This is a genomic window from Ruegeria sp. AWH4_226 (genome assembly GCF_056159225.1).
The window spans coordinates 331,252-343,771 of record NZ_JBSWUU010000002.1; the positions used below are offsets into that span (position 1 = coordinate 331,252).

Below are 12,520 nucleotides of genomic sequence, written 5' to 3' on the forward strand. Positions count from 1 at the left end.
CGCGATCAAGACTACTCGCGGAAGGCCCGGTTGAAGTAATCAGTCATCGGTTTGACCAGATACGACAACGGTGTTCTTTCGTCTGTCTTGATCATGGTCTCAACTGGCATGCCGGGCAGCAAGGCCTGGCCTTTCAGGCGATCAATCTGATTTTCCTCGGGCGCGACCTCGGCACGATAATAGGTCTGCCCCGAGATTTCATCGGTGAAAGTGTCTGCCGAGACAGTGACAACCCGGCCATCAATCTCAGGCGTTTCGCGTTGGTTAAAAGCGGGAAAACGAAGGGAAACGGGCTGACCTATGTGCAACTGATCAACATGGATAGCATCCACGCGCGCCGCAACCAGCAAAGGGGTGTCCTGCGGTACGACATACATCATTGGCTCGGCAGGCTGGATCACGGATTGCAGCGCGAAAACCTGGCTACCATAAACCGTACCCGAGACTGGCGCGCGAATATCCAGCCGCGACAGCCGCACGTCAAGAGACAAGCGGCGCTCGGCCAGTTCCGAGATTTGGGTCTGAACGTCCCGCAGTGCGGTGATGGCCTGCTCGCGACGGGTGGCTGTCAACTCGACAATCTCGATCTCGGTCGCCGCAATCTGGCCCGCCAAACGCGCAACAGCCGCTTCAAGCCGCCCGATTTCACCAGTGAGGCTGGCTTCTTCCCGTTGCAGGGCCGATACGCGGCTGGCTGGAGTCAAGCCTCGGTCAAACAGGCTCTGTTGGTCTTTGAGTTCGTTCTGGATCAGGTCAACTTGACGGCGAAGCGAGACAAGTTGCGCCTCGGTGCCTTCAATCTCACTTTCAATTTGAATCAATTGCTTGCCAAGCTGTTCCGTTTGTTGGTTCAAGGTGTCAAATCGAGCTTCAAAAAGACGTTGTTGACCTGCGATCAGGTCAGGGTCCACGTTCTCCTGCTGTTGAATTTCTGCCAGATTGTCCGCGAGAGTTTTGGCTTTGACCCCGTCGCGCTCTGCCTCCAATCGGGCTCTTCGCGCCAGCAACTCGAACAATTGTGTTTCAACGATGGTTTTCTCCGACGACAAGAACGTGTCGTCCAGGCGCACCAGCAAATCACCATGAGAAACAGCATCTCCGTCGCGCACATAGATTTCACCAACAACGCCGCCGTCAGGGTGTTCAACCACCTGCCGGTTGCTCTGAACCTCAATTACACCTTGTGAGATAATGGCACCGGCCAATCGGGTCTGCACAGCCCAGATGCCCAGCCCTCCGACCAGGATCACCAGCGCCAAAAGTCCAATGACGGCTGGTACCGTAATGCGCCAAACCGGTCGGGTATCCAACGCCGCACTATCCTGCATTTTTGGTCACCTGGCTGAAGCCCCGTTTTATGGCACCGGCGTTTTGTACCATGGCTGCTAACACTTCATCCCGGCTCCCGGATTTCACGACTTGTCCGTTTTCGACAACAGCGAGTTCGTCGCATTCCGAGATCGCCTGAGGGCGATGGGTCATAATGATAGCAGATTTACCGGCGGATTTCAGGTCACGTATGGCGGCGTTCAAGGCCTCGGTTCCATCGGCATCAAGGGCCGAGTTTGGCTCGTCAAGGATCAGAAGAACCGGGTCCCCGTACAAGGCCCGGGCCAGCGCGATGCGCTGTTTCTGACCGCCCGAAAGCTGGCTGTCATTACCCTCCAAAAACGTGTCATAGCCTTTGCTAAGGGACAGGATCAACTCGTGTGCGTTTGCTTTCTTAGCCGCAGCAACTACGGCCTCTGGATCAGGATTTTCCGACATGCGCGCGATGTTTTCAGCCACTGATCCGTTAAAAAGGGTAACCTCTTGGGGCAGGTATCCGATATGCTGTCCCAGATCGATGGGGTCGTATTGATCCAGCGTGGCACCCCCCAACCGGATTTCTCCTGCCGCTGGCTTCCACAAGCCTAACAAAGCCTTGGCCATTGTCGATTTACCCGATCCGCTTTTGCCGATAACACCAAGGGCTTTGCCGGGGTCAACCCGCAGCGTGACATTGCGCAACGTCGGTTTGTCGACACCGGGCGGGATAACCGTCAGGCCCTTGGCCGTTAAACTGGCTGCAGGAACTGGCAGCTTGGTGCGCGGTTGTTCGGGCGGTGTCGCATCCAGAAATCGGTTAAGTGAGAACCAGGCTGTCCGGGCGCGCTCGACCATTCCCCATTGACCGATGACCTGTTCAACTGGTGCCAATGCCCGACCCAGCAGGATTGACCCTGCAATCATCGCACCGGGGGTCAGTTCATTGCGCAGCACCAGCCACGCGCCAAGCGCGAGCATCGCCGATTGCAGGAACAATCGCAGTGATTTGGTCAAAGAGGTAAAACTGCCAGTCCAGTCGCTGGCGGCAATGCTCTGACGCAAGGCGCTCATGCGTCGCCGTTGCCAGCGCTGGGTAATATCGCCCTGCATGCCTTGGGACCGTACCACTTCGGCTGCTTGCCTTGCATGTTCAGAAAATGCATTGGCCTGCGCTGCAGCCTTCTGCGCCTCGGCCACCTTTCGATGCGTCAGCCATTGGTTCAACAAAGCAATCAGGATCAACAGAGTTCCACCTGCGACGGCCAACCAACCAAGCAGCGGGTGGAACAGGAAAATGGCCGCCAAAAAGACCGGGGTCCATGGGATATCCATCACGGCAAGCAGAACGGGCGAAGAACATAGGTTCTGAATAGACTCCAGATCTCGAAGTGCCGTCGCTGGGGCCGACCGCACTTGGGGGAACAATGATCGACGCATGGTGGCATCGAACACACGTTCATCCAGTTGCGATTGGAACCGTGCCCCGAACCGGGCCACGATTCTGCCGCGGGCGAAATCCAGCATCGCCATAAGGGCATAGAGGAGTGCGACAAGCAAGAACAGCGCCGTCAGCGTCTCAACCGCGCGCGAACTCAGTACCCGGTCATAGACCTGCAACATGAACAACGGCCCGGTCAGCATCAGAAGGTTTACGAAGATGCTGAACAAAAACGCCAGCGCCAAAGATGATATTCCCTTGCTGCTTACGCTGCGCAGTTCATGGCGGCGCTGCATCATCATGCGGTTTTCTGTCGTCACGTTCAGTGCCTTTGGTATCCAGTTTTTGGCGCTGATAGAAACCTTGCGCCCCGCTGCATCCTATAGTTTTGGAGGTGGTCTTAAAATGCAAGATGTAGGGGATCGGCGAAAAGCCACTGGCTGTCAACAGCCAAGGCAGGACTGCGCCGGTGATGCGCGAAAAAACACCGGGTTTTATGCTGTTTGGAAGCACTGTCCCTGAAAGGTCGCAAAAATCAGACGATTCAGGCCGGCAGGATATTATGGTTAATCCTGAACAGGTTATCCGGATCGTATTGCCGCTTGATCTGTGCCAGTCTCTTGCCGTTTGCGCCATAAGCACCTGACATATGATCGGCCTCATCTGCAGGCATGAAGTTGACATATGCGCTTCCAGTAGCATGTGGAGTCATACGGTCATAAAGTGCGCGTGCCCATGCGATACAGGCGTCGTCCTTGGCGGGGTCTTCCCACCGAGTGTGAACATTCATGATGAAATGCGCCGACCGTTCCGGGTACGCTGTTGCATCGGTGGCTACGCGGGCCATTGCACCGCCCACATGCGCGACAAACACCTCGGATGCGGGATCTGGCAGGGTTGAGATTCCTTCAAGTAATCCCGAAATCGCGTCGGCGGGCAGGGTGCTGAAATCGTGGCTTTTCCAATAATTCCGCGCACCCGGTGTCAACAGCGGGTCAAACGCCGCTTGCCAGTCGACAAATGCGTGAGGTGAGATCACATCAGCAATTGGTTCGCCAAGGCTGCGCAAACCTGCAAGGGCCGCTTCGCCGTCTGCTATCGGGCCTGCATAGCAAGCCGCAAAAATCAGCACCTCGCGCCCGTGCCATTCTTCGGGCAGAAAGGGGAGAGGAGGGGCTTTTCGCATCACGCTCCAGACGGTCAGTTCATCTGGCGCTGCGTCGGCTATACGGGCGTAGTCCGCCAGTAAGTCTGGCGCCTCCTCAATCGGGTGGACCACCAGCCCAGATAGGACCTCGGGCCCAAGCGGGTGTAACTGAAACTCGAACGAGGTCACCACGCCAAAATTGCCGCCCCCGCCACGAATGGCCCAGAACAGATCAGGGTGGCTGTTGTCTGATGCAGTCACAATGGATCCGTCTGCGGTAATCACTTCGGCGGATATCAAATTGTCGATGGTCATGCCGAATTTGCGAGTCGTCCAGCCGAATCCGCCGCCAAGGGTCAGGCCGGCGATCCCCGTGGTGCCATTGATCCCAACCGGCACCACCAACCCATGCGCCTGTGTTTCTCGGTCAATATCGGCCAATACAGCACCGGGCGCCACGCGTGCCGTTCTGGTGTGTGGATCAACATGCACCGACCGCATCTGTGACAGGTCAAGCATAACCGCATCATCCGCAACAGCGTGACCTGCAATCTGGTGCCCCCCCGACCGAACAGACATAATCAGCCCGGCCTCGCGTACAAAGTTCACTGCCTTCTGCACGTCGCTGGCACCGAGGGCACGGATAACAAAACCAGGGTGTCTGTCGACGATACTGTTCCAGGTTACACGCGCAGCATCATAGTCTGGGCTACCCGGCAAAAAAACCGATCCCCTAAGTGACGCGTCCAACGAGTCCAGCGCAGCCTGGTCAACGGTGGCCGAGTGACCATCCAGTGTCATTAGATCAAACATGGATTCAAACCTTCCGTGAATAGGGAAGGTTTCTTGTCTGACTGCCTCACTACTGTTGCATCGGCGCTGTGCTCACCTGTATCCGGTGATATCGCGCAGTGACCGCGTCAGGCAAAGATACCTGGGTCGATCTTATCAACAGGCGTGATGACGTCTGCGGGGATATTTAGCCGTTTGGCTGCCCGTCGAAGGCTTTCTTCATCGGGCGCTTCATAGAGGCAGTAAGTCTTGCGTTTATCGGCGCTGAGAAATGAGAAAATCCATTCAACCCCAATTTCATCGTTTATTTCTTTGATGTGAATCTTGTCATCGTCGCTGATATCAAGCTGTTCAGCGAAATTCCGTTCTATAATATACCTAGGCATATGCACCCCCCAGAGCATGCAGACAGGGTTTTAACTCACCGATCCTTCTAGTTTTGACCTTAGGGAAACCATACCCAATTTCTGTGCTGTTGCCAACGCATCGGCTTCCAGACCCAACGCCTGCTTGTGATCCTGCTTGCGACCCCGCATGCGCAAGGCCTTTGCAAATGCAGCTTTGCTGTGCGCAATCCAAGGTGGGCAGACCATGGCTGTGTCGATTTCAATGGCTTTCGTGAACATATGTTCGGCCGTTGGCCAATCACCCAGCACTGCAGACAGACTGCCAAGCCGCCGCGCGGCCGAACCGGTGCACACGGTCGTTGCCCCCGCTGTTATCGTCATATCCTCGAACGGTGACAGCATATCCAGCAATGTCCGTGCATGTGGTTTGTTATCAACGGCAACACAGATATCCGCCAAATAAGACAGTGTTGTCGAATACATCGCATCAAGCGGCAGTGTGAAACCGTTCTCTGCAATCTCGTTCAGAATACGTTCTGCGGGCTCCTTGTAGCCAAGTTCCGCCGCAATCAGGCCGAAGCCGGGTCTCCAGGCCTGATCTCCTGGGCTGTCGGACATCAGTTGTTTTATGACGGGTGCAACCTCGTGCAATCGGTTCTGTTCGCGGCGAATGGTGAACATTTGAACGCCGAAAACACCTTCGACATGTTGACCATGCGTTTGCCTACCAATTCGGACAGCTTCATTTGCGAATTTTTCGGCCTGCTCAAACTCGCCATCCATGATCGAAACCATGGCTCGCGCGTGGGTCTGCACCCAGTAGAGATGCCTGTGATTGTCCTTTTGAGAAATCTCGGCAAGCAAGTCCAACGAATTGTCCATCAATGCCCTGTCCGCCATTTCTGCACCAACAAACAAGCTGAGCGTCCGGTCGCGGCCCTGATCGATAGTGCCTAGTTTTTCGGCCACCGCGTGCATGGCTTCAAGGTTTTCACGCCAATTGCGTGCCTCATGTTCGCGACGTGCGATAAACGGCGCGCCAAACTGCGTCATCATGACAGAAAACTGGGCCTTGTTATCACCGAGCCGCGCCGCCAACTCCATCGATTGCTGGCCAAAACGCGCGCCTTCAGCGTGCTGGCCTATGAACATGCAGGCCCGCGCCAATTGACCTAGAATTCGACATTTTCGAACCTCATCCTGTTCGGGTAGGTTTTGCAACGCGTCCAGGCAAAGATCTATGGCCTCGCTATGCCGTTGTCCGGACATCATGCAGGCATCAGCAAAGTATTCGGCGATATCTGCTGCCAAGTCCACATTTCCGATTGCACGGGCTGCGTCCGATGCCTTTTTGAGAATACTGATCCCTTCCTGTAGTCGACCAACATTGTCTAGGCTGCGCCCGATCAGAACTTGCCCGCGGATCGTTTCAACCGAATTCTCACCCCCCAGTTTTCGCGCCGCGTTCAAGGCTTCTTTTGCATTTGCCATTGCTTCGTGACTTGCAGAGCGCGCGAGGGCCATTTCGGTGGCGGATTGCCAGCGTGGAAAGGCGGCTGCCCAATCTTCGGCCTGCGTTAGGTGATGCGCGACAAGTTCAGGGCGGCGCGCGATCTCGGCCCCGCGCAGCTGTATCAACGCGTTGGCCACCGCAGCGTGCTGGTTACGACGTGTGCTGCTGAGCATCGATTGATAGGCGGTATCGCGGATCAGGGCGTGACGAAAAACAAAATGATCTTTGTTGTGGCCGCTTTCAAATATCAGTCCAGATCTACAAAGCTCGTCCAGCCCGGCTTGCATGGTGGTCGCATCGGCACCCATGGCAGCTTGGAGTAGTGCAGGTTCAAACTCACGGCCGATGACGGCCCCGGTCAGAGCAACTTGTTTGGCTTTGGAAGAAACGGCGTCCAGCCGCGCCATCAAAGCACCTTTAAGTGAGGAGGGCACAGCGATCTGTCCTTTGCCGTCCGAAGCCATGACGGCGCGAGTCAGCTCTTCGACGAACAGGGGTACGCCATCTGTCTTTTCGACAATCAGGTCCACCAAATGATCGTCAGGCTCTTTCCCCAAGATATTTCGGATCAAATTGGCAACATGACCCGTTTCGAACCGGCGCAGGTTCAACGTCTGTACATGGGCATCCCCGTCGCCACGCTCCAGATCCCACCCCGGACGATGCGTAATCAGCATCATAAGGGGCAAATCGGCACATATAGACGTAAACCGATGCAGCAAAGCACTGGTTGAAGGGTCAATCCAATGGGCATCTTCGACACATAGAATAACTGGACGAACGGCCGAGCGCGCTTTGACCGCGTTGATCAGGGTCTGAATTGTCATGTCCCGCTGTTCCTGTGGCGACAGGCTCAGCACTTCTTGCGCCAGCTCACTGCCGGGGGCGACCAGTGCTGCAAACACTGGCAGCACATTCTCCAGCTCGATCCCCGGTCGGGTTTCCAACATGGCGCGAACATGGTCCAGAACCTGATCATCCTCGTAGTCCGGGCCAACACCGGCATCCTGCGCAATACGTTCCGCGACCGGATGAAACGGGCTGCTGGTCATGTAAGGCGAACAATTCAGCCGCAAGATGTCTGCCTCTGCCTCGATTTCGGGTTCCGTCAAAAACTCTTCGGTCAGACGTGATTTGCCGATACCGGCCTCGCCCGCGAGCAGAACCACCTCACCAAACCCACCCTTCGCGCGTTGCCAGGTCTGGTGCAGAATGCCTTTTTCAGAGTCCCGTCCGATCAGGGTGCTGCTGGCATCATCGTGATGTACGGCGCGAAAGCGGCTTTCCGCGCTCCGCTCTGCCACGACCTGCAGCAAGGTACGGGGGCTGTCGAACCCTTTCAGCGAAACGCTTCCCAAGGATGAGAACTTGAAAATGCTGTGCAGGGCAGCTTCCGTTTCTTCTTTCGGAACAACAATCGTGTTTGGCGCCGCTTTTTCTTGTATCCGGGCCGCCAGGTTCAGGATTGGCCCCGTCATCGCTCCTTCCTCGTAGGTGTTCTCACCGATCGTATCACCTACAACAACATCGCCGCTGGCAATACCGACACGCGCAGAGAGAGGTTCACCATCAGGGGTGTGCAAGACCTTTACCCGATCTACCGCATCCAGCGCCGCCTTGACGGCACGGATGGCGTGGTCTTCGTAGGCCCGGGGCCAACCGAAGAAAACCAACAATCCGTCGCCAAGGTATTTTGCGACGTAACCGCCGTACCGCGAAACCGCGCCGGCCACTGCATCCTGATAACTCTGCAACAGTACACGCATGTCTTCCGCATCAAGTCGGTTGGTTAATTCAGTAGACCCCACAAGATCGGCAAACAGAACGGTCAGGTGGCGGCGTTCCGCAACCGACGAGTGCTGCGTCTCTGGGCGAACGGCCGTACTGTCAGGCTCGGTAGGCGAGAGCATATCGACATCGAATCCCTGCAACGCGGCCAACAGGATTTTTCGGTGACCCAGCGATACACCGATTTCGCGCAGGTCATCGTTGGTCAAAAGGGGCAGCACACGCGCGTCGACATCATGGCGGGCAAATGCGTCCGCATATTGCTCCAACCCGTGTTCTTTCAGCCAGTCTTCTACGTCAAAACCCATAAAGGGATCATGCGAAGGAATGGGAGTTGGATCAAGGTTTGGCCGATCCAACTGCAACGCTGGACAACCTTAATGATGGATCGGACGCTCCAAGTCATGCCGGACACGCGCATAGGCCTGTGCCATTGCGGTCAAGGTATGGGGTGGGCAGCCAATCGTTTGCAGGCACGAGGCATCGATTACACGCAGCCGCCCGGTGAAAGCGGATTCGACGACATCGTCAACTCCGCTATGGTCAGCCCCCAGCGTCAGCCTGTGGTAGTGAAAGCCCTGACCCGGTGCCGTTTGACCCAGTTTAGTGCGAACCCCATGAGCAGTAAGCCAATCCCGGAACTTCTGAAGGGTTGGGTCCGGTTCTTTGTCCAGCGTTGGTGTTGCCTCAGTCTGGCTGGCCTTGGGGCATTGCCGAAACTGCACTTGCGTTTTTGGTGTCCACAGACGGATTGGTTGCACAAAATCGAACAATCGGCCAACCCGCCGCCCACGGAAGTGCGGACCCAACCCGAAGTTTGTCGTCAGCAAACTGACCGGTGCCTGCGAAACCGCATAGACCGAAGCGAACAAATCACAGCGCCCGCCGTTCTTCATCGTGACGGTCAAAGCATTGAAGTTCCCTTTGCTTGCATAGCTATTCGTCGGCCCTAAGATGCGGTCGAGCCGGAAGCAGTTTATGGTGTAGGGAGCGTGGTCACGAAATCCGATCTCTGACACCATTGGGATGCTGCGCGCCAAGGCCGTGGCTGTCCCAAGAACACCGGCTGCCAAAAACACACGTCTTGCGCGCAGTTGGGTGCCTCCGCCAAGGTCGAGGCGCAGAACATCTTGCTCCGCTTCGATTTGCTGCACACGCCCGGAGAGAACCTCGACACTTGTGATCTCTTGCAGGCGCTTTTCGATAGCCAGCGCCATGGCGTTCAACTGACTGTCCGGCGCATCCTTGGTTCCTACCAACAGGCGAGGGGCGCTGGCCTCAAAGGCACTATCGAGACTCTTCTGTTGAGTACCACCTATAACTTCAAGATCCGCCTGAACTACATCGCAAGCCGCCTGGTAGGCGTCCCAGGTCTTCAGAAACAAGCCCTGACCCCAAGGGTCGTCACTGCCGTAAACCTGCAACTGCTTGCCCCAGTAGTTTGCAAGGCCGCCGACCTCTGCGGCAGCATACATGGGCGGCGCATCACCGGATACAGGCATGCGATCCGCCAAGCAGGCTGGTTTTTGCCGTTCAAACGCCACGGATACAACCTTGGCCGGGCCGCCCTTCAACGGGTCTGGCGTTGCGCCCGTTATGACGGCCACTGACCCAGAGAACCCCCGCAATGCGGTCAGCGCGGCGTACCCCGCTGGTCCTGCGCCTATCAATGCAACATCAAAAACGTGCATCGCGTAACCTACTGCCCCCAAAAATCAGCCGCCTGGTCAAAGCTGTGCCCACACTTTGCATTCTGCCGACGGAAATTGCGTAACATCCGCCAGCAATAAGTATCGGGTAAGCGCGATTGAGTATGACCGAAGCTAAGTTTTTCAGGCTGAACAAAGGCGTTTGAGGCCGAATCCGGCGGGCTGCGCAACTTTCATTTTGCATTACAGACAGAAACCCTCCGTCAACACGACCCCAGTTATCAAGGTCCTCAGTTAAGCTTCGACACGATTTCCCCACCCGGTGCGAAAATTGCACTCGGGCTGAGCAGGAGAAACAAGCGCATGCATCCTCAAAACCAGATAAGACGCAGCAAGTGTATTATTTTGTTCCTATTTTGACTGAGTCTACTACAAAACTACGCCAGCCCAGTTGCCCTAATCAAGCGTAGGCTTTTTTTCCTGCATTTTCTTGCCAATTGACCAAGACATCAACAATCGTCATACGCGGCCTTTGAAACACTGGAATTTACAGATTTTTTGATGTGGTTCTGAAAGAAATGCTAGCCCTGCACGACACCCAAACGTTGCACACCAAGCCCTTTGATCCCCAGTTCCATCTTGTCACCGGCTTTCAGAAAGGTCTGCGGGTTTTGCCCCATCCCCACTCCAGGTGGCGTACCAGTTGAAATCAAGTCGCCCGGTTGCAGCGACATGAACTGCGACAGATGCGAGATCACCGTTGCCACGCTGAAATGCATCGTCTTGGTAGATCCGTCCTGAAAGCGTTGACCATTCACTTCAAGATACATCGGCAGGTCTTGCGGGTCCGCAACCTCGTCCCGTGTTACTAGCCAAGGCCCGATTGGGCCAAATGTATCGGCCGATTTGCCCTTTACCCACTGTCCCGAGCGACGAAGTTGGAAGTCCCGCTCAGACAGATCGTTGATCACGCAATACCCGGCCACATGCTTTAAAGCGTCAGCTTCAGAGACGTATTTCGTGTGCGTGCCAATTACGACGCCCAGTTCGACCTCCCAATCGGTTTTGATCGAACCGCGCGGAATTTCGACAGTGTCGTTCGGGCCAATAATGGCCGAAGTAGCTTTGAAGAACACCACTGGCTCGGCCGGCAAATCCAACCCGCTTTCAGCGGCGTGATCGGCGTAGTTCAAACCGATGCAAACAAACTTGCCGACATTTCCTACACATGGCCCGATGCGCGGTTCGCCTTCGACAATGGGCAAAGAACTCCGATCAAGACCACGCAATTGTGCCAGACCTTCATCACTGAGCACAACACCGGAGATATCATTCACGACACCCGACAGGTCACGAATGGTGTTGTCTTCATCCAAAACGCCGGGCTTTTCCAAACCAACCGGTCCATAGCGTAAGAGCTTCATTTATTGTTCCTTTTTTAACTCGGATGGCCCGCCTGCGAAAGGGACCAGAGGCTGACCGATTGTAATTTGCCGCCTTCCCGACCGGAATTGAAGCGAAAGTTCCGCAGGCTTTTCATCAGAACTCAGGCAGGTTGATGGAACGGGTCACGCAGGTCGAGTGCCTGAAGGCAAACCAACTTCAACGCCGTGGGTGCAGTATCCAGTAAACTGCCGTTTTGTAACTGAACATTATTCCATTCATGGTTGATTGGCTCAGTTACAAAGCGAGGCGAGCCACCTTTCGCCTATCAGGGTCGTTGAGACACGCATTATGGTTTTCTCATTTCGTGTTTTATTCCGATCTGTGCTAATGTCTGCCCTGAGTTTTTTCTGAATTTCATTTAAGGTAGTTGTTCCGTTGGAAAACCAGTCAGATCGCGTATTCAGAATGCGCCCGCTAGAAAAGGCCGATTTAGAGGTTATCACCCCTTGGTTTCAGGACATTGAGGACCTTGGCAGATTTGACAGAACATCCAGAATACCGCTCAACGTGACGCAGACAGAGGACGCCTGGAACGATGTTTTCAATCCGTCTGGTAACAATAGCAAATGTTGGTTCGTTGTTCAGTCGGAAAGCGGTGAAATTCTGGGAATGAGCGGACTTGAAGCCATTTCTCCGATTAACCGGGACGCTGTAATTGCAATGTTTGTCGCAAAGCCGGCGAGACGGTTGGGCCTTGGGATCAGGGCGACGGCACTGCTTGGAGACTTTGCGTTTCGCCAACTTGGATTGAACCGTTTGACCTCGTATTACCGCAAGGACAACACGATAAGCCGCGACCTCGTTGAGCGGATGGGATGTCAGGTAGAAGGCAGCTTGCGTCAAGCCTGGTACTCGGACGGAACATTTCACGATATGGTCGTGGTGGGTCTTCTCAGACAAGACTGGATGGCCCGGCGCTTGAAACTGGCAAAAGAACTGACCCCGGACATCGTGGTAACGTTCGGGTCATACGGGTGTCCGCTCTGGTCTTGGCCACCGCAGGTTGATAAGTTTGACTAAATAAGTTTGACATAATCAAATGCAGATACTCGGGTGTGATTTTGCACTCAGAATGCAAAACCATTTTTTGGT

General features: G+C 55.2%; 8 protein-coding genes. 1 reads left to right on the plus strand and 7 read right to left on the minus strand.

The genetic code is table 11. The features are described from left to right. Nucleotides 1-11: 11 nt before the first annotated feature. From ACXAET_RS16915 to ACXAET_RS16945, 7 genes are all read right to left on the minus strand, one after another. Nucleotides 12-1,328 (minus strand): HlyD family type I secretion periplasmic adaptor subunit, encoded by a 1,317-nt coding sequence (locus tag ACXAET_RS16915; RefSeq protein ID WP_475187747.1) that lies wholly within the window; start codon nucleotides 1,326-1,328, stop codon nucleotides 12-14. Next, on the minus strand, nucleotides 1,318-3,048 hold the full coding sequence (locus ACXAET_RS16920) for a type I secretion system permease/ATPase (protein WP_475188421.1): 1,731 nt from the start codon (nucleotides 3,046-3,048) through the stop codon (nucleotides 1,318-1,320). The genes ACXAET_RS16915 and ACXAET_RS16920 overlap by 11 nt, the downstream gene beginning before the upstream one ends. Nucleotides 3,049-3,290: 242 nt before the next feature. Next, nucleotides 3,291-4,706, minus strand: a complete 1,416-nt coding sequence (locus ACXAET_RS16925) for an FAD-binding oxidoreductase (protein WP_475187751.1) — start codon at nucleotides 4,704-4,706, stop codon at nucleotides 3,291-3,293. A gap of 107 nt (nucleotides 4,707-4,813) precedes the next feature. Continuing rightward, the gene (locus ACXAET_RS16930) at nucleotides 4,814-5,071 is read right to left on the minus strand and encodes a DUF4242 domain-containing protein (protein ID WP_475187754.1); all 258 of its coding nucleotides are present in this window, start codon (nucleotides 5,069-5,071) and stop codon (nucleotides 4,814-4,816) included. A 30-nt stretch (nucleotides 5,072-5,101) separates the two neighbouring features. Next, complete coding sequence (locus ACXAET_RS16935; protein ID WP_475187757.1) at nucleotides 5,102-8,641, minus strand: ATP-binding protein; 3,540 nt, start codon at nucleotides 8,639-8,641, stop codon at nucleotides 5,102-5,104. A 69-nt stretch (nucleotides 8,642-8,710) separates the two neighbouring features. Then, the gene (locus tag ACXAET_RS16940; protein ID WP_475187758.1) at nucleotides 8,711-10,024 is read right to left on the minus strand and encodes a hypothetical protein; all 1,314 of its coding nucleotides are present in this window, start codon (nucleotides 10,022-10,024) and stop codon (nucleotides 8,711-8,713) included. Nucleotides 10,025-10,563: 539 nt separating this feature from the next. Beyond that, nucleotides 10,564-11,406, minus strand: coding sequence for a fumarylacetoacetate hydrolase family protein (locus ACXAET_RS16945; RefSeq protein ID WP_475187760.1), 843 nt, complete (start codon nucleotides 11,404-11,406; stop codon nucleotides 10,564-10,566). A 427-nt stretch (nucleotides 11,407-11,833) separates the two neighbouring features. On the opposite strand from ACXAET_RS16945, the gene ACXAET_RS16950 reads away from it, so the two are divergent. Beyond that, on the plus strand, nucleotides 11,834-12,448 hold the full coding sequence (locus tag ACXAET_RS16950; RefSeq protein ID WP_475187762.1) for a GNAT family N-acetyltransferase: 615 nt from the start codon (nucleotides 11,834-11,836) through the stop codon (nucleotides 12,446-12,448). Nucleotides 12,449-12,520 lie beyond the last annotated feature (72 nt).

Excerpts from the sequence above, each read along its gene's own strand:
- ACXAET_RS16915 (WP_475187747.1), bottom strand. The coding sequence starts at position 1,328 with ATGCAGGATAGTGCGGCGTTGGATACCCGACCGGTTTGGCGCATTACG.
- ACXAET_RS16920 (WP_475188421.1), bottom strand. The coding sequence starts at position 3,048 with ATGATGATGCAGCGCCGCCATGAACTGCGCAGCGTAAGCAGCAAGGGA.
- ACXAET_RS16925 (WP_475187751.1), bottom strand. The coding sequence starts at position 4,706 with ATGTTTGATCTAATGACACTGGATGGTCACTCGGCCACCGTTGACCAG.
- ACXAET_RS16930 (WP_475187754.1), bottom strand. The coding sequence starts at position 5,071 with ATGCCTAGGTATATTATAGAACGGAATTTCGCTGAACAGCTTGATATC.
- ACXAET_RS16935 (WP_475187757.1), bottom strand. The coding sequence starts at position 8,641 with ATGGGTTTTGACGTAGAAGACTGGCTGAAAGAACACGGGTTGGAGCAA.
- ACXAET_RS16940 (WP_475187758.1), bottom strand. The coding sequence starts at position 10,024 with ATGCACGTTTTTGATGTTGCATTGATAGGCGCAGGACCAGCGGGGTAC.
- ACXAET_RS16945 (WP_475187760.1), bottom strand. The coding sequence starts at position 11,406 with ATGAAGCTCTTACGCTATGGACCGGTTGGTTTGGAAAAGCCCGGCGTT.
- ACXAET_RS16950 (WP_475187762.1), top strand. The coding sequence starts at position 11,834 with ATGCGCCCGCTAGAAAAGGCCGATTTAGAGGTTATCACCCCTTGGTTT.